The organism is Streptomyces sp. NPDC018610 (assembly GCF_044391765.1).
Lineage (GTDB): Bacteria > Actinomycetota > Actinomycetes > Streptomycetales > Streptomycetaceae > Streptomyces.
Genome location: NZ_JBISAL010000016.1, coordinates 30,509 through 53,875, shown reverse-complemented (window position 1 = coordinate 53,875; position 23,367 = coordinate 30,509). Strand labels below are relative to the sequence as shown.

Sequence of the window (23,367 nt, the reverse complement as noted above, 5' to 3'; positions counted from 1 at the left end):
GCGCTCAGAACAGCCGCAGCTTGTCGTCCTCGATGCCGCGCAGCGCGTCGTAGTCCAGGACCTGGCAGCCGATGCCGCGGTCGGTCGCGAGCACGCGGGCCTGCGGCTTGATCTCCTGCGCGGCGAAGATCCCGCGCACCGGGGCGAGGTGCGGATCGCGGTTCAGCAGCTCCAGGTAGCGGGTGAGCTGCTCCACCCCGTCGATCTCACCGCGCCGCTTGATCTCCACGGCGACGGTCCGTCCCTCGCCGTCGCGGCACAGGATGTCCACCGGGCCGATGGCCGTCATGTACTCGCGCCGGATCAGCGTGTAGCCCTCGCCCAGCGTCTCGATGCGGTCGGCGAGCAGCTCCTGGAGGTGTGCCTCCACACCGTCCTTGATCAGTCCCGGATCCACGCCGAGTTCGTGCGAGGAGTCGTGCAGGATCTCCTCCATCGTGATGATGAGCTTCTCGCCCGCCTTGTTGACGACGGTCCACACGCCCTCCTCGTCGCCCGTCCCCTCCTTCAGGGCGCACGGCGGCGACATCCAGTTCAGGGGCTTGTAGGCGCGGTCGTCCGCGTGGATCGAGACGCTGCCGTCCGCCTTGACCAGGATCAGACGGGGTGCCGAGGGGAGGTGGGCGGTGAGCCGGCCGGCGTAGTCGACGGAGCACCGGGCGATGACGAGACGCATGGTCGGCAACGCTACTCGACGCGACCGTCCGCGCGCGATTCGCCCGACGGGGCTCCCGCTCCGGCGCGTGACCGCGCGCCGCGCACCGCCCCATTTTTCCCACGATCACCCGTGTTCACTCGTGGCCGATTGTGTGCCCAACCCGCCCTGCCGGTAAGTGCATTCGCCTGGTGGGTGACCGTTCAGTTGCCTACCGTAGAGAACGGGAGGTCGCGATATGTGTACGCACCGTGTTCGGTATCACGAACTCCCTCATCTGTCCGGCAACCCCTGCAACCCGGGGGTGCGAGAGGAGAACCCATGTCGCTCGACGTCTCACCGGCCCTACTCGAACAGGCCGAGCGAGGCGAGGTCGACGAAGCCGACTTCGTCGACTGCGTCCGGACCTCCCTGCCCTACGCATGGGAGATGATCAGCTCCCTGGTGGCCCAGCTGAAGGTGGACGGCGGAGAGTTCGCCGACAACCAGACGCCTCCGCCGGACGAGCACGCGCGCGGCCAGCTGCTGCGCGCGCTCGCGAGCGATGCGATTCGCGGCGCGCTGCAGCGGCACTTCGGTGTCCGGCTGGCCTTCCAGAACTGCCACCGGGTGGCGGTCTTCCCGCTGGACTCCTCGGTCGACGAGCGGCTCGCCCGGTTCACGTCGGTGCGCGCCCAGCTGCTCAACCAGTCGCCGGAGTTCAGGGACTGCTGAAGCGCAGGGCCTCTCCTTCGGATCACGCCGGGCTCGCGGGGCCCGGCACCGTTGCCCCGGGCTTCGCGCAGGGGGTGTCCCAGCCGTGCCGCGGCGGGCCGTCATGGTTCCCTCATGACGGCCCGCACCGCCTCGCGGCGCACGGTGCCGGGCCCCGCTCCCTGCCCCGGCGCGATCCGGACGGAAGATGCCGACGGTCCGCTCGCCGCCCGGCCCGAGCAAGGTGCGGGACGGGGCGGCAGGACGTGCCGTGACGCGGCTCGGTCAGCCGAGGTGGGGGAGTACCTCGGCGCCGAGCCGCCGTACGTTCTCCTCCGTCGCGGCCAGGTCTCCCGAGCCCTCGACGAGCAGGGCGAAGCGGGAGATGCCGGTCCGGTCGCTGGTCGCGGCGAGCCGGTCGGCGCACAGCCGCGGGGTGCCCACCGGATGCAGCCCGCACAGCAGTTCCACGTACGCCAGCGGATCGCGCATCCGGCGGGTCCGGCCGTCCACCGTGACATGGGCGTCCAGACCTTGTTTCAGCCAGCCCGGCATGGCCTTGAGCAGGGTCTCCGCCGCGTCCGTGCGCCGGTCGGCGATCTGGCAGACACCCGCCGAGACGTGGCCGGCGTCCCGGATCTCCTCGCCCGGCCGTCCCGCCGCCCGCGCGCAGCGCTGCCACAGGGCGACCATCTCGGCCTTCTCCTCGTCCCCGACGTGCATCCCGAGCAGCATCGGCAGCCCGCGCTCGGCGGCCAGCCGCACACTCGCCGGGGAGGTGCAGGCGACGACCACCTCGGGACCCGGCGCCTCGGTCAGCGCCTCCGACGGGCGCGGCACCACGGGCACCTCCCGGAAGGCGAATCGTTCCCCCGACGCGGACACCGAGGGCTCGCGCAGCCAGCGCCTCAGCAGATCGAGCGACTCCGGGAACCCCTGTTCGTACGCCTCCAGGCCCGCGCCGAACACCTCCAGGTCCACCCACGGTCCGCCGCGCCCCACGCCCAGCGTGAACCGGCCGCCGCTCGTCACGTGCAGCAGCGCGGCCTGCTCGCCGAGCGCGACCGGGTGGACGGTGGGCAGCACGCTGACCGCGGTGCCGACCCTCAGCCGGCGGGTGCGGCCGAGCAGCAGCGCGGCCAGGGTGATGGCCGACGGGCACGTCCCGTACGGTACGAAGTGGTGCTCGGCCAGCCAGACCGCGTCGAGTCCCGCCTCCTCGGCGACCTCGGCCGTGCGGACCGCGCGGTACAGCGCCTCGCCCTGTCCCTGTCCGGGGAACTGGGCGGCCAACACGAAGCTTCCTACGCGCATTGCTGTTTCCTGCTTCCTCGGCTCCGACACGGAGCTCCCCCACACGGCATAACCGCGCGACACGTGCCGAGGACACGGTCGGGCGAAGGGATTTCCGGATTGTCGGTCGAATGCGGCGCTCCCCGGGGGGACTTGTGGGGGTTGGTCGGGAATACGGTGGGGCACGCGTACCCCGGTCGGCGCCGCGTAGTCTGGACACGGCCCGTTCTCCCGCAAGTTCCGTGAGGTGTCCCGTGTCCCCGCGCCGCAACCGCCCCAAGGGCTCCGGCTCGTCCGGCCGGAGCGCCGAGGACGACGCCGCGAGCCGCTACGGCGGCTGGCAGTCCACGGAGAGCTGGCGGGGCGAGGAGTGGAGCGTGCGCCATGTCGCGGGCGCGAGCGCGGCGGGCAAGACGTACCGCTGCCCGGGCTGCGACCAGGTGATCGCCTCGGGCGTCCCGCACGTGGTGGCCTGGCCCGAGCACTCCGGGGTGGACGACCGCCGGCACTGGCACAAGGCCTGCTGGAACGCGAAGGACCGCCGCACCACACGGGTGCAGCGGTCCCGTAACGCCCCCAGGTTCTGAAGGCCCGGATCCTGGAAGGCCCTGTACGTCCCGAAGGGTCCTCGATGTCCCGAAGGGCCCTACACGTCCCGCTTCTCCAGCAGCGCCCAGGCGCCGGCGAAGGCGACCACCGTGGCGCCCACGATGATCCACAGCGGGTCCCAGCCCGAGGGGCCGGAGTCGGTGAGGGAATTGGAGTAGAAGACGCTCAGCTGGTTCGGGATCGAGTACTCGAACAGCGCCATGCGCACCTTCTCCAGCGAGTGCGTGAACATGAACAGCGCGATGACCAGCGGGGCGAGGACCAGGCCGATCATGATGGTGATGCCGCCCGCCGAGTGCCGCAGCACCGAACCGACCAGCAGCGAGAACAGCCCGAGCAGGGCGATGTAGAGACTGACGCCGACCGTCGCCTTGAACCACTCCGCGCCGGTGGGCTGCCGGGCGCCGCTGCCGTCGAGCATGGCCGTCTGCGCGACGGCGACCAGCGCGGTGGACACCAGGGTGATCGTGAAGGCGAGGAGGAAGAACACCAGCGCCTTCGCCAGGAGGATCCGCCCGCGCGTGGGGCAGGCCGTCGCCGTGGTGCGGATCATGCCGGTGCCGTACTCCGAGGCCGTGGTCAGCACGCCGAGCGTGATGACGCAGATGCTGCCCAGCAGCAGGCCGAAGAAGCCCAGCGACAGCGCGTTCTCGTCACCGGACAGGTCGGAGGAGGAGTCGGCTACCACCACACCCGTCAGCAGCCCGATGCCGACCACGAGCAGCACGAACACGCCGAGCGTCCACATCGTGGAGCGCACCGACCTGATCTTCGTCCACTCCGAGGCCAGCGCGTGCCCGAGATGCGTGCGGACGACGGGGATCGGCGAGGTGTAACCGGCGTACGGAGCCGCGCCGCCCGCCTCCCCGGCGGGCGGCGCGGCCTGCGGCATCGGGGTCTGCGGCGTGCTCATCGGGCGTCCTCGGACTTGGTCGTGTCGACGGCGGCCTCGGCGGAGGCCGCCTGCGGGGCGGGTGCCTCGGCGGAGGCGCGCGGGGCGGCGGGGGCGGCCTGCGCAGCGGCCGGGGCCAGGAGCGGCGGGGCGGCCGGGGCGGGCGGCGCCGCGGCCGGCTGCGCGGGCACCCGCGGGGCGGCCTGCGCGTACGGGTTCGGCGCGCCCGGGCCCGGAGCGGCGTAGGGATTCACGCCCGCGACCGGCTGCCCCTGGGGCGGGAACGGCTGACCGCCCTGCTGGGGCGGCGGCGGGGCGTACCAGCCGGGCTGGCCCTGACCCGGCACCGGCACGGGCGGCTGGGCGCCGGGCGGCAGCGGCTGCATCAGCCCGGCCTTCTGGTCGATGGTCGAGCGGTAGTCGACGGCGCCCTGCGTCATCCGCATGTACGCCTCCTCCAGCGAGGCCTGGTGCGGCGAGAGCTCCCACAGCCGTACGTCGGCCTCGTGCGCGAGGTCGCTGATGCGCGGCAGCGGCAGTCCCGTCACGCGCAGCGCGCCGTCCGGCTCGGGCAGCACGTGCCCACCGGCCTCGGTCAGCGCCGAGGTCAGCTTCTCGCGCTGCTGCGGCTCGGTCTCGGGCGTGCGGACCCGGGCGAAGTCCGCGGAGTTGGCGGAGATGAAGTCCGTCACGCTCATGTCGGCGAGCAGCTGCCCTCGGCCGATGACGATCAGGTGATCGGCGGTCAGCGCCATCTCGCTCATGAGATGACTGGAGACGAACACGGTCCGCCCCTCGGCGGCCAGCGACTTCATCAGGTTCCGCACCCAGAGGATGCCCTCGGGGTCGAGACCGTTCACCGGCTCGTCGAAGAGCAGCACCTTCGGGTCGCCCAGCAGCGCCGCCGCGATGCCGAGCCGCTGCCCCATGCCGAGCGAGAAGCCCTTCGAACGCCGCTTCGCCACCTCCTGGAGGCCGACCACGCCCAGCACCTCGTCCACCCGGCGGGCCGGGATGCCCGACAGCTGGGCCAGGGAGAGCAGGTGGTTGCGGGCGCTGCGGCCGCCGTGCACGGCCTTGGCGTCCAGCAGCGCGCCCACCTGGCGCGGAGCGTTGGGCAGCTTGCGGTAGGGATAGCCGCCGATGGTCACGGAGCCCGCGGTCGGGTTGTCCAGACCGAGGATCATGCGCATGGTCGTCGACTTGCCGGAACCGTTGGGCCCGAGGAAGCCGGTGACGGCGCCCGGCCGCACCTGGAAGGAGAGGTTGTGCACGGCGGTCTTGTCGCCATAGCGCTTGGTCAGGCCGACTGCCTCGATCATGCTCCGGTCCCATCGGAAGGTGGCCGTCCAGATTCAGGACAGCGGGGCGCACGCCCCCGTAAGGGTTAGGAGGATATCCGGGCGCTGACGGTTCCGGCCAAAAGAAAGTAAAACAGCGAGGACCTTGGGCCTCTCGTTTGGATCACGCCGGGCTCGCGGGCCATGGCTCCGCCATGACGCCCTCCTCCGCCATGACGCCCTCCTCCGCCTTGCGACGCTCCCCCACCGCCTGAACGGCGTGGGAGGGGCCCCCACCACCGGACCCCGCTTCCTGACCCGGCCTGATCCGAACGAAAGACCCTAGGCGTCCCGCCTGCGCAGCAGCGCGTAACCGCCGACGAGGGCCGCGATCACCCACAGCACCATGATCCCGAGGCCGCCCCAGGGCCCGTACGGGGTGTCGTCGCCGACCCGGGGGAGTACCCGCATGATCCGGCTGCCGGCCTGGTCGGGCAGGTACTGGCCGACCTTCCGGGTCGCCGAGACGTTGGCGAGGATGTTGGAGACCAGGAAGAAGAACGGCATCAGGACGCCCAGCGACAGCATCGGCGAGCGCAGCATCAGGGCGACGCCCATGGAGAACACCGCGATGAGGGTCATGTAGAGGCCGCCGCCGATGACCGCCCGCAGCACCCCGGGCGCGTCCAGCGTGGTCCGCAGCAGCGGACCGAGCATCGCCTGCCCCAGGAAGAACGCGGCGAAGCCGGTGGCCATGCCGACCAGCAGCGCCAGGGCGCTCGCCACGGCCACCTTGCTCGCCAGGAACGCGCCGCGCCGCGGGACCGCCGCCAGCGAGGTGCGGATCATGCCGGTGCTGTACTCGTTGGACACCACCAGCACCCCGAACACGATCATCGCCAACTGCCCGAGCGCCATGCCCGCGAAGCTGACGAAGGTCGGGTCGAAGGAGAGCCGTTCACGGGGGTCCATGGAGCCGAACTCGTTCTTCGACAGGGCCGAGATCAGCATGCCGAGGGCGATCGTGACGATGACGGCCAGGGACAGCGTCCACACCGTGGACGCCACCGACCGGATCTTGGTCCACTCGGACCGGATGACCTGCGCCGCCGCCATGCCTCAGCCCTCCGTCGGAGTCGTCGTGCCCGCGGCGGAACCCGCCGTCGTCCTCGCGGCCGACCGCTCGCCCCACGACCGCTCGGCGGGCTCCGGGCGCGCGTGGTACTCCACCGACTGGGCCGTCAGCCGCATGAACGCGTCCTCCAGCGACGACTGCCGCACGCTCAGCTCGTGCAGCACGACCTGGTGCCGCGCCGCCAGCTCCCCGATGCGCTCCGGTTCGCCGCCGTCCACCTCCAGCACACCGCCGCCGGCCTCCTCGACCGCGATCCCGGCCCCGTGCAGCGCGTCGAGCAGCCGCTCACGGTCGGGGGTGCGGACGCGGACGCGGGAGTGGGAGTTGCGCTCGATGAAGTCGGCCATCGTGGTGTCGGCGAGCAGCCGGCCCTGGCCGATGACGACGAGATGGTCCGCGGTCAGCGCCATCTCGCTCATCAGATGGGAGGAGACGAAGACCGTACGGCCCTGCGCGGCCAGCGACTTCATCAGCCCGCGGATCCAGTGGATGCCCTCCGGGTCCAGGCCGTTGACCGGTTCGTCGAACATCAGGATCCGCGGATCGCCGAGCAGGGCGCCCGCGATGCCGAGGCGCTGACTCATGCCCAGCGAGAACCCCTTCGCCTTCTTCCGCGCGACCGCCGTCAGGCCCACCGTCTCCAGCACCTCGCCCACCCGGCGGGCGGGGATTCCGTTGCTCTGGGCGAGGCACAGCAGATGGTTGCGGGCGCTGCGGCCGCCGTGCACCGCCTTGGCGTCCAGCAGCGCGCCGATGTACGTCAGCGGATTCGCCAGCTCGTGGTAGTGCCGCCCGTCGATGCGCACATCGCCGCCGGTGGGGTGGTCCAGGCCCAGGATCATCCGCATGGTCGTGGACTTCCCGGCGCCGTTGGGCCCGAGGAAACCCGTGACGGCGCCCGGCCGCACGGTGAACGTGAGGCCGTCGACCGCCACCTTCTCGCCGTACCGCTTGGTCAGCCCCGCCAGCTCGATCATGCGGCCACGCTAGATCCGGACCGGGCGCCCCGCCACCGGAGACGGACACGGACGGCGAAGACGGGCGAAGCCCCCCGCCACCGAGGTGACGGAGGGCCTCACACGATCGGTCCCGTAGAACGCGGGGCTACCGGGTCTGCTGGGCGGGCACCCCGCGGGAGGCCTGCTCGTCCTCGGCCGGCGAGCCCGCGGCGGCCACCGCGGCACCGGTGAGGGTGGCCAGCATCTCGCGCACGTTGGTCAGCTGCGCGTTGATCGAGTCGCGGCGGTTGGTCAGCGCCGCCAGCTCGCGCTCGGACTCCGAACGGATACGGTCCGCCTTGGCGTTGGCGTCGGCGACGATGTCCTCGGCCTGGCGCTGGGCGGTCTCCACCGTCTGGCGGGCACGGCGCTCCGCGTCGGTGCGCAGCTTCTCGGCCTCCAGGCGCAGCTGCTCGGCGCGGTGCTCGATCTCCGCGAGCCGCTTCTCCGCCTTGGCCTGACGGGAGGCCAGGTCCCGCTCGGACTGCTCGCGGCGCTTGGCGAGGTTGGTCTCGAAGTCGGCGGCGGCCTGCGCGGCCTTGGCGCGGGTCTCCTCGAAGAGTGCGTCCGCCTCCTCGCGCTTGGACTGCGCGTCCTTCTGCGCCTCGGCGCGCAGCTGGGAGGCGTCGCTCTTGGCCTTCTCGACGATCCGGACGCCCTCGTCCTCGGCCTTGGACTTGCGCTCCGCGGCGAAGGACTCCGCGTCGTTGCGGACCTGCTGGGCCGCCGACTCGGCGAGCTCGCGGTGCTGCTCGGCCGCGCGCCGGGCCTCCTCACGCAGGTCCTTCGCCTCCTCCTCGGCGAGGCGGAGGATCTTCTCGACGCGCGCGCCGAGACCCGCGTACGACGGCTCGGCGTCGGTGATCTGGGCCTGGGCGTTCTGCGTCTCGAGGTGCAGCTCCTCGATGCGCTTCTCCAGGGCGGTGATGCGGGAGAGAGCACTGTCACGGTCGGAGACGAGCTTGGAGATACGGTCGTCCACCTGAGCGCGGTCGTACCCACGCCGCACAAGCTCGAAGCCGTAGGGGGAAGTGTCGCTCATGGGGTTCCTGTCGAATGAGACCGGTGAGGTGATAGGTCGAATCCTAGGGGCCGAAGCGGTGTGTCATCGAGCGGATACGTGTTTGATCTGGAGAATGACACCTCTTTTGAGTGGCTGACCGCCGCGAGGCTTGCCAACGCCCCGCGCACAGCCCCCGGAGGCTCCCCCGTCAAGCCCCCGAATTCACCTCAAAGACTACCCTTCTGACGATTTGCCACCCGACCTGGGTGCGCCCACCGTCGCCCCCGCCCTGACCCCGCCGTCCTTGCCGGGCGAGGGCGCTTCGAAGGACTCCAGCGCCTCCAGCACGTCCTGGACCCGGGAGATCTCGGCGTTGATGTCCTCGCGCCGGCGCACCAGGACCTCCAGCTCGCGCTTGCCCTCCTCCACCGTGCGCCGGGCCTCGTGGACCGCCTCGGCCTTCAGCTCCTCGGCCTCCTTGACCAGCTTGGCCTTCTTCTGCTCGGCCTCCTTCAGCAGCCCCTCGGCCTTCTTGACCGCGGCGATGCGCACCTTGCCCGCCTCGGAGTTGGCGTCCGAGACGATCTCCTTGGCCTTGGCCTGCGCCTTGGCGAGCTGCTCCTCGGCGGCCTTGATCAACGCGTCGCAGCGGTCGCCCGCCGACTTCATCGTCTCGGCGGACTCGCGGCGGGCCCGCTCGTGCAGCTCCTCGATCTCGGTGGTCAGGCGCTCGCGCAGCTCCTCGGCCCGCTCCCGGATCTGGGTCGCGTCCCGGCGGGCGCCGACGAGCAGCTCGTCCGCGTCCGTACGGGCCTTCTCCACCGCGGTGTTGCCCTGCACCGTCGCCTCGGCGAGGATCCGCTCCGCCTCCTGGCGGGCCGCGCCCACCATCGTGTCGGCCTGGGACTCCGCGTCCGCCTTGGTCTTGACCGCGCTCGCCTGCGCCTCGGTCAGCAGCTTGTCGGCCTCGGCCGTGGTCTCCGTGATCAGCGTGTCGACCTGCTCGGCCGCCTCCGAACGCCGCTTGTTGGCTTCCTTGCGGGCCTCGTCCAGCGTCCGCTCGGCCTCCTCGCGAGCCGCGGTGAGCGTCCGCTCCGCCTCCGCCTCCGCCTCGGCCTTCAGCCGCTCGGACTCGGTACGGATCCGCTCGGCGCGGCCCTGCGCGGTGCCGACCGTCTCGGCCGCCTCCGCCCGCAGCCGCTCCGCGTCCCCGGTGGCGTCCGAGATCAGCTTCTCCGCCTTGGCGACGGACTCCGCGCGCACCCGGTCGGCCTCGGCGACCGCCTCGCCGCGCACCCGCTCGGCCTCCGCGGCCGTCTCGGCGCGCAGCCGGTCCGTCTCGGCGATCGTCTCGGTGCGCAGCCGGTCGGCCTCCGCGGCCGTCTCCGTCTGCAGCCGCTCCGCCTCCAGACGGGCCTCGGAGATGAGGGTGTCCGCCTGCGTCGCCGCGTCCGAGCGGATGCGGTTGGCGTCGTCACGGGCCTCGGCACGGGTGCGCGTGGCGTCCTGGTCGGCCTGCGCGATGGTGTCGGAGGCCTCGGTGCGCACCCGCTGGGCGTGCTCGGCGACATCGCCGCGGATCCGGTCGGCCTCCGCGATCGCCTCGGAGACCGTGCGCTCGGCGAGCGCCTTGGCGGCCTCGGTCTCCTCCTGCGCCTCCCGGCGCAGCCGGGTCGCGTCCTCGCTCGCCCGCTCCCGCTCGGCGTAGGCGTCGGTGCGGACCCGGTCCGCCTCCTCCTCGGCCTCCCGGCGGGTACGGTCCGCCGCGTGCTCGGCGGCCGAGCGCAGCCCGGAGATCTCCTCCTGAGCCTGCTCGTGCAGCCCGGCGACCGAGTCGCGCACCTGCTGCGCGTGCTGCTCGGCGGCCGACACCAGCTCGGTGGCGCGCCGGTCGGCCTCCTCCACCAGCCGGACCGCCTCGGCCTGCGCCTCCTCCACGCGCTTGCGCGCCGAGGCCAGCAGCTCCTCGCTCTGCTCGCGGGCCCGCTCGCGCTCCTGGTCGGCCTCCGCGCGCGCCGCACCGAGGAGTTCCTCGGCCTCGCGGCGCCGCCGGGCGGCCTCCTCCTGGGCGGCGGCCAGCGTCTCGGACGCCTCCGCGCCCAGGCGCTCCGCGGCCGCCTGCGCCTCCGCGCGGACCCGGTCGGCGGTGTCCTGCGCCTCGGTCTTCAGCCGCTCCGCCTCGGCCGCGGCCTCCGACCGCAGCCGTACGGCCAGCGCCTCGCCCTCCGCGCGGGAGGCGGACGCGTCCGCCGCGGCCTCGTCGCGCAGCCGCTCCGCCTCCGTCTCCGCCTGCTGCTGGAGCGTACGGATCCGCTCGGCGGCCTCGGTGCGCAGCCGCTCGCTCTCCTCGGCGGTCTCGCGGCGGATCCGCTCGGCCTCGGCCCGCGCGTCGGTCAGGGCCTCCTCGGCCGCTGCCAGGCGCTGTTCGGCCTCGGTGTGCAGCCGGGTCAGCTCCTCGGCGGCCTCGCCCCGGCGGGCCGTGATCGCCCGCTCGGTCTCCTCGCGCAGCTCGCGCGCGGCCCGCTCGGCCTCCGTCCGGACCGACTCCGCCTGCTCGTCGGCCTCCGCGCGGTGCCGCTCGGCCTCCTCGCGGGTGCGCTCCAGCGTCTCCTCGGCCTGCCGGCGCAGCACGGTGGCCCGCTCGATGGCCTCGGTGCGGACCTTCTCGCTGTCCGCGGTCGCCGTCTTGCGCAGCTCGTCGGCGTCCGCCTTGGCCTTGGCGAGCAGCTCCTCGGCGGACTTCGCCGCCTCCTCGATCTGCGCGACGGCCTCGCGCCGGGCCTCGGCGCGGATCCGCTCGCCCTCGGCGACCGCCTCGGAGCGCAGCTGCTCGGCCTCGCCGCGCAGCCGGCGCGCCTCCTCCTGCAGCTCGACCGTCTTGGCCCGGTACTCCTTGGTGTCGTCCTTGGCCGCGCCCTTGAGCTGCTCGGCGATGTCGTGCGCCTCGGCGCGCAGCCGGTCCGCCTCGGCCTCGGCCTCGGTGCGGATCCGCTCGGCCTCCTCGGCGGCGGCCTTCGTGGTCTTCTTGGCGTCCTCGGACGCCTTGTTCAGCACGTCCTCGGCGGTCCTGGCCGCCTTGGACAGCTGGGTGGCGGTCTCCTCGGCGGTGGCGCTGCGGGCCTTCTCCGTGGCCTCCGCGACGATCTTCTCCGCCTCGGCCCGGGCGTCCGCGACCAGCTGCTCGGCCTCCGAGCGGGTGTTCTCGGCGTCCTTCGTGGCCTCCTGGACCAGCCGGGCGACCTGCTCCTTGGCGGTGCGCGTGCGCTGCTCGTTGGCCGACTCCGCGGTCGCCAGCGCCTTGGCGGCGGCCTCCTTGGCCTCGGCGACCAGCTTCTCGGACTCGGTCTGCGCCTTGCGCAGCGCCTCCTCGGCCTCGGTCATCCGCTGCTCGGCGGTCCGGCTCAGCTCGGCGGCCTGACGGCGGGCGGCGTCCGACTCGGTCGCCGTGGTGCTGCGCAGCTGCTCGGCGTGGTCGGTGGCCTCCTGGGCCTGGGTGGAGGCGGCGTCGAGGAGCCGCTCGGCGTCCGTGCGGGCGCGGCGCAGGATCTGCTCGGCCTCCGTGCGGGCCGACTCGGCCTCGCTCTGCAGCCGCCGGCGGGCCTCGGAGGTCAGCCGCTCGGCCTCCGCGCGGGCGGCGGCCATCGCCTGCTCGGCCTCCGCGCGGGACTCGTCGAGCAGTCGGCGGGCCTGCTGCTCGGTGCGGGCGCGCAGCTGCTCCGCCCACGCCACGTTCTCGTTGACGTGCGACTCGACGGTCTGCCGGCGCTCGGCCAGCTCCTGGTCGAGCTGCTGGCGGCGGGTCACCGCCTCCTGGTGCAGCTCGGCCTGCAGGCGCGCGGCCTGCTCGGCGTGCTCCTGGAGGATGCGCTGGGTCTGCGCGCGGGCCTGGCTCAGCTCCCGTTCGGCGTCCGCGCGGATCTGGTCGGCCTGCACCTGCGCCTGACGCAGCAACTGCTCGGCCTGATAGCCGATGTCGCCGCTGTCGTAGGCGGGCCGGGTCATGATGGTCCGGCGCGCCTCGTGCAGCTTGGCGCGCAGCACCTCTACCTGGTAGCCGAGGTCCTCGGCGTGCTGGATCGCCTTCTCCCGCTCGGTCTTCAGCCGATCCATCTCGGCCTCGAACCGAGAGAGGTGGTCGACGTCAGCCGCCGGCTCTCGCTCCTGGCGTTCGTAGCCCCGCACTGCGCGGTCCCATCCGTCCCCTGGTCGCAAGCCTGTCCAAACGAGCTCCGTCCATCCGCCGGACGGGGCCCCCGGGGAATGGTGTCAGATCGACGGCGGAGCATGGGCTGCCGCCCCGTCGCCCGTCCCCCGAAACGCGGACCCCGGCGGCCTTGTCGTCAAGGTCGGCGGCGTCCGCCCCGAGGGCGGGGCAGGCGTCAGCCTTGACGGCAGGGCCGGGCCGCCCCTGTGTTCAAGGACGGCCGCCCCCAACCCTACCGGCCCTTATGTACGGAGGTCAGTGCTCGGCCGACTCAACAGGCGCCGAGGTGACCAGTTCTGTCAGGACACCGTGACAATCCTTGGGGTGCAGGAAGGTGATCCGTGACCCCATGGAGCCGCGGCGCGGCTCGTCGTACAGAACGCGTACGCCCTTCGAACCGATGTCCGCGGCGTCCGCGTCGACGTCCGCGGTGCCGAAGGCGATGTGGTGGACGCCCTCCCCGTTCTTCGCCAGCCACTTGCCGACGGCGGAGTCCTCACGGGTCGGCTCCAGCAGTTGCAGATAGGAAGCGCCTCCGTCGGAGGTCTCGTTGATCTTGAGCATGGCCTCCCGCACGCCTTGCTCCTCGTTGATCTCGGTGTGGAACACCTCGAAGCCGTAGGTGGCCCGGTAGAACTCGACGGTGGCGTCGAGGTCGTGGCAGGCGATCCCGATGTGGTCGATTCGCGTCAGCATGGTTTCAGTGGAGCGCCACGGCGGTGGTTACGCAACGTGCGCGCGATCACACCGAAAGGCCGATGACGGGTGCAGTACCGCTCAGTACATTCGGAGTAAACCCTCGTTCACTCCTCGGCTGTGCAGGCCGGTAAGGGGATCGCAGCTCATGTCTTCTGGAACTCCCGGTTCGACCAGCTCGGTGATCGTCGCGGGCGCCCGTACGCCCATGGGCCGACTGCTCGGCTCGCTGAAGTCCTTCTCCGGAGCCGACCTCGGCGGCTTCGCGATCAAGGCCGCCCTCGACCGTGCCGGGATCGGCGGCGACCAGGTGCAGTACGTGATCATGGGCCAGGTGCTCCAGGCCGGCGCGGGCCAGATCCCGGCCAGGCAGGCCGCGGTCAAGGCCGGCATCCCGATGAGCGTCCCCGCGCTGACCGTCAACAAGGTGTGTCTGTCGGGCCTGGACGCCATCGCGCTGGCCGACCAGCTGATCCGCGCGGGCGAGTTCGACATCGTCGTCGCCGGCGGCCAGGAGTCCATGACCAACGCCCCGCACCTGCTGCCCAAGTCCCGCGAGGGCTTCAAGTACGGTGCCGTCGAGATGCTCGACGCGATGGCCTACGACGGGCTGACCGACTCCTTCGAGAACATCGCCATGGGCGAGTCGACGGAGAAGCACAACACCCGCCTGGGCATCGGCCGCGCCGAGCAGGACGAGATCGCCGCCCTGTCCCACCAGCGGGCCGCCGCCGCGCAGAAGAACGGCGTCTTCGAGGCCGAGATCACCCCGGTGGAGATCCCGCAGCGCAAGGGCGACCCGGTGCTGTTCAGCAAGGACGAGGGCATCCGCGGCGACACCACGGTCCAGTCGCTGGGCAAGCTGCGCCCGGCGTTCGCCAAGGACGGCACGATCACCGCGGGGTCGGCCTCCCAGATCTCCGACGGCGCCGCGGCCGTGGTCGTGATGAGCAAGGCCAAGGCCGAGGAGCTGGGCCTGGACTGGATCGCCGAGATCGGCGCCCACGGCAACGTGGCCGGCCCGGACAACTCCCTGCAGTCGCAGCCCTCCAACGCGATCCTGCACGCCCTGAAGAAGGAGGGGCTGGAGGTCTCGGACCTCGACCTCATCGAGATCAACGAGGCGTTCGCCGCCGTCGCCGTGCAGTCAATGAAGGACCTCGGCGTGTCCACGGAAATGGTGAACGTGAATGGCGGTGCCATTGCCCTGGGTCACCCGATCGGGATGTCCGGCGCCCGTCTCGTGCTGCACCTGGCGCTGGAGCTGAAGCGGCGCGGCGGCGGCGTGGGCGCGGCGGCGCTGTGCGGCGGCGGCGGCCAGGGCGACGCCCTCATCGTCCGGGTGCCGAAGGCGTAGGCGCTCCGCGCCCCGGGCCCACCCTCCCGACCGACCCGGTCCGCACCCGACATCCGCGGACCGGGCAAGCCGATCACGTGAACGGAGCTGTGATGCAGGACGTCTCCTCTCTGGTGGCCCAGGCCAGGGAAGGCCGGCCGCGGGCCGTGGCCCGGCTGATCTCCCTGGTGGAGGGGGCGTCCCCGCAGCTCAGGGAGGTCATGGCGGCGCTCGCCCCGCTGACCGGCAACGCCTACGTGGTCGGCCTCACCGGCTCCCCGGGCGTCGGCAAGTCGACGTCCACCTCGGCGCTGGTGACGGCGTACCGCAAGCAGGGCAAGCGGGTCGGGGTCCTGGCGGTCGACCCCTCCTCGCCCTTCTCCGGCGGCGCGCTGCTGGGCGACCGCGTCCGCATGTCGGAGCACGCCTCCGACCCGGGCGTCTACATCCGCTCGATGGCCACCCGCGGCCACCTGGGCGGCCTCGCCTGGGCCGCCCCGCAGGCGATCCGGGTGCTGGACGCGGCCGGCTGCGACGTGGTCCTGGTCGAGACGGTGGGCGTGGGACAGTCGGAGGTGGAGATCGCCTCCCAGGCGGACACGAGCGTCGTCCTGCTGGCCCCCGGGATGGGCGACGGCATCCAGGCGGCCAAGGCGGGCATCCTGGAGATCGGCGACGTCTATGTCGTCAACAAGGCCGACCGGGACGGCGCGGACGCCACGGCCCGGGAGCTGAACCACATGCTGGGCCTCGGCGAGGCCCGCGGCCCGGGCGACTGGCGTCCGCCCATCGTGAAGACGGTGGCGGCGCGCGCGGAGGGCGTCGACGAGGTCGTCGAGGCCCTGGAGAAGCATCGGGCGTGGATGGAGGAGCGGGGCGTGCTCACCGAGCGCCGCCGCGCCCGCGCGGCCCGCGAGGTGGAGACGATCGCCGTCACGGCCCTGCGTGAACGCATCGGCGACCTGCACGGCGACCGCCGCCTGAGCGCCCTGGCGGAGCGCATCGTCGCCGGCGAGCTGGACCCGTACCGCGCGGCGGACGAACTGGTCGCGAGCCTGACGGAGTCCTGAGGCACCACGACGCGCAGCAGGGGGGGCGGGGACCCGGAAGGTCCCCGCCCCCCTGCTTCACGCCTGCCTCAGGGACGCCCGCGCTGCCCTCGCAGATGCTCGGCGATCGGCTTCAGGGCCTTGTCCAGCTCGGTCAGCGCCTCGGGGTCCAGCAGATCGATGAAGTGCCTGCGCACGGACGCCACGTGGTGCGGCGCGACCTTCTGCATGGTCTCCATGCCGTGCTCGGTGAGGACGGCGTACAGCCCTCTGCGGTCGGACTCGCAGTTCTCGCGGCGCACCAGGTTCGCGTTCTCCATGCGGGTGATCTGGTGCGAGAGGCGGCTCTTGGACTGGAGCGTGGCGGACGCGAGGTCGCTCATCCGCATCCGCACGTCCTCGGACTCGGACAGATTCACCAGGATCTCGTAGTCGTTCATAGTCAGGCCGAACGGCTGCAGATCCTTCTCGAGCTGGTAGGTCAACAGCCTGTTGACCTCCAAGTGGGTGCGCCAGGCGCACTGCTCCGCATCCGTCAGCCAGCGCGTGGCCGTCTCGGTCTCCATGTATGAAGTCTACCTAAGAAGTTGAAAAGCGAACGAGTGAGGGGTGTCATGACGGTGCGCACGCGTTCGAGCCGTCACACTCCGCAGACTACCGCTCACAGCCCGAAGCGACGCTGGAGGTCTCCCAGCTGTCCGGGAAGACGCGGTGCGCCGGCTTGCTGTCCGTGCCCCGCGGAACCGCTTCCACCGCCGGGTACCCCGGGCTCCCGGGGAACCGCACCCGTGGCCTGCTCGGCCATGAGCGTCTCGGTCGACTGCAGCAGGACCGTGCCGGCCCCCACGAACTCGAACTGGTGCTCCTCCCCGGAGGCCCCGCCGAGCCCCGTCATCGCACGTAGACCGCCCATTACCCCGGTCAGGTAACCGTGGTCGTAGTGATGGCACGGAGAGGGGCAGTCGGCCCAGCCGACGAGCGCCTGGGGGTCCACCCGGATCGGGGGTTCCATGAACACCACCGGACCGTTCGACGCGGCCACGAACTTTCCGGTTCCGATGAGTGTCAGAAAGCCCGGCACGATCGACTGCTTGAGCGCGAGACTTGGCTGAAAAGCAAGCAGGTTGCCCGAGCGAATGGTCAGATTGCCGTCGTCCAAGTCGTAGGAATTCACATCGAAGGCCCGGTCGGCGAGCAGCATCCTGCCCGAGCCCTCCGCCACCACCCAATCGCTCGCGTGCAGAGGCGAATGGAAGGAAGACCGCACCAGACGGTCCAGCCGGCCGTGCCCGACGCCGTTGAACTCGATCGCCCCGTAGTAGGCGATCATCTTCCCCTTCTGCAGGAACCACTGGCTCCCCTTGAGCTCCACGCAGAAGGTGTACGCGTTCACGTTGTCGTCGACCGGCAGGGTCGTCGGGTCGTACACGACGCTCACAGCTTCTCCTCCGAGGCCTGGACGTAGACGACGCCGCTGCCGCTCAGCTCCAGCTGGAACCCCTCGCCGGAACCGCGCCCCACCATCTCGCGCCAGCCCAGGGCCGTGGACAGCTTGTTGCGCACGTCGCCGTGGTGGGCGACGTAGGCCTGCGGATCCACGTGCACCGGCCGCTGCGGAGCGATCGGGATCTCCAGCACGCCCCCGTGCGCCATCACGGCGACCGACCCGTGTCCCTTCAGGGTGGTGGTGAAGAGCCCCTGGCCCGTCACCTGTCCCCGCACCATCCCCATCACCCCGCCCTGCGAGCCCATGAACATCGTGCCCTGCTGGAGGGTGCCCTCGAAGGCGAGCAGCCGGTCCGCCTCCACGTACAGCGTGTCGCCCGTCAGGGTGATGACCTGGACATGGTGGCCGCCGTGCCCGAAGAACACCGTGCCGCTGCCCTCCACGCTCATCAGGGGCGTCGCCTCGCCGGCGACCCGCCGCCCGATCATGGACATCACCCCGCCCTGACCGCCCTGGACGCTGGGCGTGAACGACACCTCCCCCTTGTAGGCGAGCATGGCCCCCCGCTGGCTGAACAGCCGCTGCCCCGGCAGGACCGTCGCCTCGATCATCTTCGAGTTGATCTCCCGGAACCCCATCTCACACGTCCCCCGCGATCGTGTTCCGCTCGCTGGGCTGCACGTACACGAGCCCGTCGCCCTCGAACCGGATCTGGAAGGCCTCCCCGCCGCCCTCGCCGAGGAACGTGCGGAAGGTCACACCGGACTGGAAGGACTGCCGCACGTTCCCCTGGTGCGCGATGTACGCGCCCGGATCGACGACGAGCGGATACCGCGGAGCCACCCGTAGCACCACCGCGGGCCCGTCCGACATGATCGCCGCCTGCCCGCGCCCCTCCACGATGGTCGTGAACAGCCCGTTCCCCTGCGAGGCCCCCCGCAGCCCGGTGAACGAGGTCCCCGTCCTGAGCCCCCCGTCGGTCGCCAGCAGATTGCTGGACTCCACGAACAGCTTGTCCCCGTGCAGCTCCACGAGATTGATCTCCGACGCCCGGTCGGCGAACCAGCACGTCCCCTGCCCCCGCACCTCCATCACGGTCATCTGCTCACCGGTGAGCCGCCGCGTCACCATCCCCCGCAGCCCCTCACCCCCGCCGGTCAGCCTCTTGAAGGCCATCTGCCCGTCGTACGCGACCATCGAGCCGTTCTTCGCCTTCACGGCGTCCCCGGTCATGTCGACGGCGAGCACCCTGCTGCCTTGAAGTCGGAACATCGCCACAGATGCGAAGGTAGCGGCCGACCCGTCACCACCGACAGAGCCCACAGGGTGGATACAACCCCGACCCGCCCCCTAGGGGCCCCGCCCGGTTTGCCACAATGGACGAAACCTTGTGCCCGCGTTCACAAACTCGGGCACGGCGTCTCTCCCACCGAAGGTGACCCGTGGACATCAAGACAGCCTCCGCCCTCCGCCGCCTCCGCCTGGTCTCCGCCCCCGAGGCGGTCAGCTTCATCCTCCTGCTGGTCTGCTCGGTCCTGAAGCGCACCACGGACTTCAACGGCGTGCCCGTGATGGGCTCGATCCACGGCATCCTGTTCGTCCTCTACGTCCTCTTCTGGGCCGACGCCTGGAACCGCGCCAAGTGGCCGTTGAAGACCGCCGCGCTCTACTTCGTCCTCTCCGTCCTGCCCACCGGCGGCTTCTTCGCCGAGCGCAAGCTCAAGCGCGAGGCCGAGGACGCGGTGATCGCCTCCCGCGCCCGCCGCGAGGGAGTGGTGAACGCGTGATCGTCGCCTTCTCCGTCACCCCCCTCGGCGTCGGCGAGGACGTCGGCGAGTACGTCGCCGACGCCGTCCGAGTGGTCCGCGACTCCGGCCTTCCCCACCGCACCGACGCGATGTTCACCTCGATCGAGGGTGAGTGGGACGAGGTCATGGACGTCGTCAAACGCGCCGTGGCCGCAGTGGAGGCCCGCGCCCCCCGCGTCTCCCTGGTCCTCAAGGCGGACATCCGCCCCGGCATCACGAACGGCCTCACCACCAAGGTCGAAACGGTGGAACGCCACCTGGCCCACCACCCCGACTGACCCCTTCTGTGCGCGCGCCCCCCGGCCCGCAGCCGCGAGACCACGCAAGCGAGGCACCCCCAGCAGGCGCGCCCCCCACGGCCCGCACCCGCGAGACAACGGGAGCGGGCCACCCCAGCAGGCGCGTCCCCACGGCCCGCACCCGCGAGACGAGGGGAGCGGGCCACCCCCCCCAGCAGGCGCGTCCCCGCGGCCCGCAGTCGCGAGACGAGGGGAGCGGGCCGTGGTGGTGCGTCCGAAGCCCGCCGCGTACCGCGTGCGGTCCCTACCTACCCCACCGACCGGAACTCAGGGCCGTACGTCCGTGTGCGGCGGGCTGGACGCACCACCGCGGCCCCGCCCCCCACACACACCGCAGGTTCCGACACGCACCGCAGGCGCCACGTGAGGTCACGTCACCCCCCACCGCCCACCAACGCCATCCCCAACGGCGTCCGCTCGTACAGCACCTGATGCCCGTACCGCCGAGAGGCGAGCAGCCCGGCCCCCCGCAGCACCGTCAGATGCGCGGACACGGACGACGGAGCCAGCCCCAGCCGATGCGCCAGCGAGGAGGTCGTGGCCGGCTCCTCCAGCGCCACCAGCACAGCCGCCCGCCCCCGCCCCAGCAACCGCGTCAACGCGGCCTCCGCCCGCGCCCCGCCCGGCTCCGCCCACAGCCCCGCCAGCCCCCGCGCCGGATACACCACCGTCGGCTGCCAGGGCGCCTCGAACCCGCTCACCACCTCGGGCCACGAGAACACGCTGGGCATCAGCACCAGCCCCTGCCCGCCCAGCTCCCGCACATGCTCGCCGTGCCAGTCGACGGTCAGCGTCCGCCCGTCCCAAGACAGCCGCCGGTCCAGCTCGGGCAGCAGCGCCCCCAGCCCCACCTCGGCCAGCCGCCGTGAGTGGAACGCCACGTCGGCCTCCAGCAGCGCCCGCAACCGGGGCCACTCCGGCTCGACCAGCGCGTGCCAGGCGGCCTCCGTCAGATCGGCCAGCTCCCGCACCGCCCGCCCGGGATCGGCGAGCCACGCCCGCCCGAGGGGGGACTCCAGCGCCCCCGGGGTGTCCGCCAGCGACAACGCGATGTCCGACCGCGCCGCCACCGGATCGGCGGCCCGCACTCCGGCGATCTCCTCCTCGAAGGTCGCGGTGGGCCCGATCGGCGGCGGCCCCAGGAAGTCCGGACTGTGCCCGCGCACCGGCATGAGGAGCCACAGGGGCGCGAGGTCGAGCCCACGGGCGGCCTCCCGGATCCGCCGCAGCCACCGCGGGTGGTACCCGTGCCGGTCCGGCCGCCCGAGCGTGCGCACGGCCTCCTGCGTCTCCCAGAGCGGCGAGACGGCGAACCGGCACCGCATGAGGTCGTCGTCCCCGAAGCACAGACGAAACGGCATGGGCGGTCCTCACGGAAGATTCGGCGACAGCCGAAACTTTAGGCCCCCCGCCACCCCGCGGGCAGTCTGCCGCCCATGCAAGAGCAAGCCCCACCCATCACCGGACCGGCACCCTCCACCGGACCAGCCCGCCCCACCGGACCAGCCCCCACCCCCGCGCCGGTCCTCACCCCCATGCCGGCCCCCGCCCCCGCACAGCCCCCGAAACCCCCCGGCTACGCCCAAGCCCTGGCCGTCCCCGAGTTCAGAGCGGTCTTCGCCGCCCACGCCCTCTCCCTCCTCGGCGTGATCGTCAGCGAGATCGCCCTCTCCGTCCTGGTCTACGACCTGACCGGCTCCCCCCTCTGGAGCGCGCTCACCCTGGCCCTGGGCTTCCTGCCCTACGTCATCGGCGGCACCCTCCTCGCCGGAGCGGCGGACCGCTTCCCCGCCCGCACGGTGCTGGTGACGTGCGACCTGGTCTGCGCGGCCTGCGTCCTGCCGATGGCGGCGTCGAGCGCCCCCATCGGCGTCGTACTGGCCCTCCGCTGCGCCCTGGCGGTCGTCTCACCGGTCTTCCAGGGGACCCGCATGGCCACGCTGGCGGACATCCTCGGCGACGGCGACCTCTTCGTCCTCGGCCGCTCCCTGCTGCGGATCGTCTCGCAGAGTTCGCTGCTGGCCGGCTACGGCCTGGGCGGCATCCTGCTCACCGTGGTCAGCCCGAGGCACGCCCTGCTGATCACGGTGGCCACGTTCCTGGCCTCCGCCACGCTGCTCCGCGCCGGCACCCGCCACCGCCCCGCACGAGCCCAGGAGGCGCCCCCGCCCACCACCGCGCCCGCCACGACGTCCCCCACCCCCCGCCCCCTGCCGGCGGCCTCCTTCCAGGGCACCCGCCAGGTACTGGCGAACCCCAGGGTGAGAATCCTGCTCCTCCTGTTCTGGATCCCCCCGATGTTCTCGGTGGTCCCCGAGGCCCTGGCCGCGCCCTACGCCGCCGCCCTCGGCACCGGCTCCACCGGCCTGGGCCTGCTGATGTGCGCCCTCCCCGTCGGCGCCATCGCCGGCGAGCTGTACGCGGGCGCCCGCCTGCGCCCCGCCACCCGCGAGCGCGTCGCCCTCCCGCTGGTCTGCCTCATGCTCCTGCCCTACCTCGGCTACGCCTGCCGCCCGGGCCTCACCGCCTCCCTCCTCCTGCTGCTGGTCTCCGGCGCCGGTTCGGCGTACACGCTGGGCCTGGACCAGTGGTTCGTGGCCGCCGTGCCCGAGGAGATGCGCGGCCGGGCGATGACGCTGCTCACGGCCGGCCTGATGACGCTCCAGGGCGTGGGCATGGCACTGGCGGGGGTCGCGGCCGAGTTCACCGGTGTGACGGCGACGGTGGCGGGCGCCGGAGCCCTGGGCACGGCGTCCTGCGCCCTGCTCGCCGTGGCCGCCCGGCGCATCGCCGAGCCGGGCACGGCGCCCCGTACCACCCCGGACACCACTCACGGAGACCGAAAGGCGAGACGGAGCTGACCGCGATATGACCGACGGGTAGGGTCTGATGCCGTGCCGAAGCCCCTCAGTCTCCCGTTCGACCCCATCGCCCGCGCCGACGAGCTCTGGAAGCAGCGCTGGGGAAGCGTGCCGTCCATGGCGGCGATCACGTCCATCATGCGCGCGCACCAGATCCTGCTGGCCGAGGTCGACGCGGTGGTCAAGCCGTACGGACTGACGTTCGCGCGCTACGAGGCCCTGGTGCTGCTCACCTTCTCCCAGGCCGGCGAACTGCCGATGTCCAAGATCGGCGAGCGGCTGATGGTGCACCCCACCTCGGTGACGAACACCGTGGACCGCCTGGTCACCTCCGGGCTGGTGGCCAAGCGCCCCAACCCCAACGACGGCCGCGGCACGCTCGCCGTCATCACCGACAAGGGCCGGGAGGTCGTGGAGTCGGCCACCCGCGACCTGATGGCGATGGACTTCGGCCTCGGGGCGTACGACGCGGAGGAGTGCGCGGAGATCTTCGCGATGCTGAGGCCCCTGCGGGTGGCCGCGCACGACTTCGACGAGTCCTGAGGCCCCACGCCGAAGAGCACCCCGGGACCGCCACCAGGCGCCGCCCGGGCACCGCTCCAGACACCCCCACCAGGCACGGCGGTCACGCATGTCACGCACGGCCGCCACGCGCCGCCGTCCGCCCCCGGGCCGCTCGCCCCGCCCCGCACCCGCACCCCGCGACCCGGGACAAGATCTCCCGGAACGGGCGGTTACGCTCGACGGCATGAAGAAGAGCGTGCTGACCCGCTACCGCGTCATGGCCTACGTCACCGGCGTGCTGCTGGTCCTGCTGACCCTCGGCGTGATCGCCAAGTACGGCCTCCAGATCGACGGGGCCGCGAAGTTCACCACCGTCATCGGCATCGCGCACGGCTGGCTGTACGTGATCTACCTGGTCGTCGCCTTCGACCTGGGCTCGAAGGCTAAGTGGCCGGTCGCCAAGCAGCTGTGGGTCCTGCTGGCCGGCACCATCCCCACCGCCGCGTTCTTCGTCGAGCGCAGGATCAGCCAGGAGCTGGAGGCCAAGGTCGCGGACCCCGCGCCCGTGGCCGCCAAGGCCTGATCACACCGGCCCCGCAGCGGGA

The 23,367-nt window shown here is 72.2% G+C and carries 23 protein-coding genes; 9 read left to right on the top strand and 14 right to left on the bottom strand.

What is annotated here, in order from left to right; all coding sequences use genetic code 11:
- Window positions 1–4 precede the first annotated feature (4 nt).
- Window positions 5–676: an endonuclease NucS gene (gene nucS / locus ACH5A8_RS32470; RefSeq protein WP_399007590.1), complete on the bottom strand. Its 672-nt coding sequence runs from the start codon at window positions 674–676 to the stop codon at window positions 5–7.
- Window positions 677–976: 300 nt separating this feature from the next.
- On the opposite strand from nucS, the gene ACH5A8_RS32465 reads away from it, so the two are divergent.
- Window positions 977–1,369, top strand: coding sequence for an SCO5389 family protein (locus ACH5A8_RS32465; RefSeq protein ID WP_399007589.1), 393 nt, complete (start codon window positions 977–979; stop codon window positions 1,367–1,369).
- A 264-nt stretch (window positions 1,370–1,633) separates the two neighbouring features.
- On the opposite strand, the gene ACH5A8_RS32460 is transcribed toward ACH5A8_RS32465, so the two are convergent.
- Window positions 1,634–2,662 (bottom strand): LLM class flavin-dependent oxidoreductase, encoded by a 1,029-nt coding sequence (locus ACH5A8_RS32460; RefSeq protein ID WP_399007588.1) that lies wholly within the window; start codon window positions 2,660–2,662, stop codon window positions 1,634–1,636.
- A 233-nt stretch (window positions 2,663–2,895) separates the two neighbouring features.
- Between ACH5A8_RS32460 and ACH5A8_RS32455 the strand changes: the two genes are divergently transcribed.
- Window positions 2,896–3,228, top strand: a complete 333-nt coding sequence (locus ACH5A8_RS32455) for an ATP/GTP-binding protein (RefSeq protein ID WP_399007587.1) — start codon at window positions 2,896–2,898, stop codon at window positions 3,226–3,228.
- A 59-nt stretch (window positions 3,229–3,287) separates the two neighbouring features.
- Here ACH5A8_RS32455 and ACH5A8_RS32450 read toward each other — a convergent pair whose 3' ends face one another.
- The 7 genes from ACH5A8_RS32450 to mce all read right to left on the bottom strand — a co-directional run bounded on the left by ACH5A8_RS32450 (window position 3,288) and on the right by mce (window position 13,458).
- A complete protein-coding gene (locus ACH5A8_RS32450; RefSeq protein ID WP_399007586.1) occupies window positions 3,288–4,163 on the bottom strand; it encodes an ABC transporter permease in 876 nt (291 codons plus the stop codon).
- Window positions 4,160–5,464: an ABC transporter ATP-binding protein gene (locus tag ACH5A8_RS32445; protein WP_399007585.1), complete on the bottom strand. Its 1,305-nt coding sequence runs from the start codon at window positions 5,462–5,464 to the stop codon at window positions 4,160–4,162. Before ACH5A8_RS32445 ends, ACH5A8_RS32450 begins: the two co-directional genes overlap by 4 nt.
- Before the next feature lie 300 nt (window positions 5,465–5,764).
- A complete protein-coding gene (locus tag ACH5A8_RS32440) occupies window positions 5,765–6,538 on the bottom strand; it encodes an ABC transporter permease (protein WP_399007584.1) in 774 nt (257 codons plus the stop codon).
- A gap of 3 nt (window positions 6,539–6,541) precedes the next feature.
- A complete protein-coding gene (locus ACH5A8_RS32435; RefSeq protein ID WP_399007583.1) occupies window positions 6,542–7,534 on the bottom strand; it encodes an ATP-binding cassette domain-containing protein in 993 nt (330 codons plus the stop codon).
- Window positions 7,535–7,661: 127 nt separating this feature from the next.
- The gene (locus ACH5A8_RS32430) at window positions 7,662–8,597 is read right to left on the bottom strand and encodes a cellulose-binding protein (RefSeq protein WP_399007582.1); all 936 of its coding nucleotides are present in this window, start codon (window positions 8,595–8,597) and stop codon (window positions 7,662–7,664) included.
- A 195-nt stretch (window positions 8,598–8,792) separates the two neighbouring features.
- Complete coding sequence (scy, locus tag ACH5A8_RS32425; protein ID WP_399007581.1) at window positions 8,793–12,740, bottom strand: polarized growth protein Scy; 3,948 nt, start codon at window positions 12,738–12,740, stop codon at window positions 8,793–8,795.
- 277 nt (window positions 12,741–13,017) lie between these two features.
- Window positions 13,018–13,458: a methylmalonyl-CoA epimerase gene (mce, locus tag ACH5A8_RS32420; RefSeq protein ID WP_399007580.1), complete on the bottom strand. Its 441-nt coding sequence runs from the start codon at window positions 13,456–13,458 to the stop codon at window positions 13,018–13,020.
- Window positions 13,459–13,606: 148 nt separating this feature from the next.
- On the opposite strand from mce, the gene ACH5A8_RS32415 reads away from it, so the two are divergent.
- Both ACH5A8_RS32415 and meaB read left to right on the top strand, forming a co-directional pair.
- Window positions 13,607–14,815, top strand: coding sequence for an acetyl-CoA C-acetyltransferase (locus tag ACH5A8_RS32415; protein WP_399007579.1), 1,209 nt, complete (start codon window positions 13,607–13,609; stop codon window positions 14,813–14,815).
- 92 nt (window positions 14,816–14,907) lie between these two features.
- Window positions 14,908–15,864: a methylmalonyl Co-A mutase-associated GTPase MeaB gene (meaB, locus tag ACH5A8_RS32410; RefSeq protein WP_399007577.1), complete on the top strand. Its 957-nt coding sequence runs from the start codon at window positions 14,908–14,910 to the stop codon at window positions 15,862–15,864.
- Between the two features lie 68 nt (window positions 15,865–15,932).
- Here the strand turns inward: meaB and ACH5A8_RS32405 are convergent, their stop codons facing one another.
- The 4 genes from ACH5A8_RS32405 to ACH5A8_RS32390 form a co-directional block, all read right to left on the bottom strand.
- Window positions 15,933–16,409, bottom strand: coding sequence for a MarR family winged helix-turn-helix transcriptional regulator (locus tag ACH5A8_RS32405; protein ID WP_399007576.1), 477 nt, complete (start codon window positions 16,407–16,409; stop codon window positions 15,933–15,935).
- A gap of 95 nt (window positions 16,410–16,504) precedes the next feature.
- Window positions 16,505–17,281 carry an AIM24 family protein gene (locus ACH5A8_RS32400; protein WP_399007575.1) on the bottom strand — a complete coding sequence of 259 codons (777 nt, stop codon included), beginning with the start codon at window positions 17,279–17,281 and terminating at the stop codon, window positions 16,505–16,507.
- Window positions 17,278–17,928 carry an AIM24 family protein gene (locus ACH5A8_RS32395; RefSeq protein ID WP_399007574.1) on the bottom strand — a complete coding sequence of 217 codons (651 nt, stop codon included), beginning with the start codon at window positions 17,926–17,928 and terminating at the stop codon, window positions 17,278–17,280. The genes ACH5A8_RS32400 and ACH5A8_RS32395 overlap by 4 nt, the downstream gene beginning before the upstream one ends.
- 1 nt (window position 17,929) lies before the next feature.
- A complete protein-coding gene (locus tag ACH5A8_RS32390; protein ID WP_399007573.1) occupies window positions 17,930–18,562 on the bottom strand; it encodes an AIM24 family protein in 633 nt (210 codons plus the stop codon).
- Between the two features lie 170 nt (window positions 18,563–18,732).
- On the opposite strand from ACH5A8_RS32390, the gene ACH5A8_RS32385 reads away from it, so the two are divergent.
- Complete coding sequence (locus ACH5A8_RS32385) at window positions 18,733–19,077, top strand: DUF3817 domain-containing protein (protein WP_399007572.1); 345 nt, start codon at window positions 18,733–18,735, stop codon at window positions 19,075–19,077.
- Window positions 19,074–19,376, top strand: coding sequence for an MTH1187 family thiamine-binding protein (locus tag ACH5A8_RS32380; protein ID WP_399007571.1), 303 nt, complete (start codon window positions 19,074–19,076; stop codon window positions 19,374–19,376). The genes ACH5A8_RS32385 and ACH5A8_RS32380 overlap by 4 nt, the downstream gene beginning before the upstream one ends.
- A 395-nt stretch (window positions 19,377–19,771) precedes the next feature.
- Here the strand turns inward: ACH5A8_RS32380 and ACH5A8_RS32375 are convergent, their stop codons facing one another.
- Window positions 19,772–20,758 (bottom strand): DUF5937 family protein, encoded by a 987-nt coding sequence (locus ACH5A8_RS32375; RefSeq protein ID WP_399007570.1) that lies wholly within the window; start codon window positions 20,756–20,758, stop codon window positions 19,772–19,774.
- A gap of 174 nt (window positions 20,759–20,932) precedes the next feature.
- Between ACH5A8_RS32375 and ACH5A8_RS32370 the strand changes: the two genes are divergently transcribed.
- The 3 genes from ACH5A8_RS32370 (at window position 20,933) to ACH5A8_RS32360 (ending at window position 23,345) form a co-directional block, all read left to right on the top strand.
- A complete protein-coding gene (locus ACH5A8_RS32370; protein WP_399007569.1) occupies window positions 20,933–22,258 on the top strand; it encodes an MFS transporter in 1,326 nt (441 codons plus the stop codon).
- Window positions 22,259–22,291: 33 nt separating this feature from the next.
- The gene (locus ACH5A8_RS32365) at window positions 22,292–22,801 is read left to right on the top strand and encodes a MarR family winged helix-turn-helix transcriptional regulator (RefSeq protein ID WP_399007568.1); all 510 of its coding nucleotides are present in this window, start codon (window positions 22,292–22,294) and stop codon (window positions 22,799–22,801) included.
- A 205-nt stretch (window positions 22,802–23,006) separates the two neighbouring features.
- Complete coding sequence (locus tag ACH5A8_RS32360) at window positions 23,007–23,345, top strand: DUF3817 domain-containing protein (RefSeq protein ID WP_399007567.1); 339 nt, start codon at window positions 23,007–23,009, stop codon at window positions 23,343–23,345.
- The last annotated feature ends 22 nt before the right edge of the window (window positions 23,346–23,367 follow it).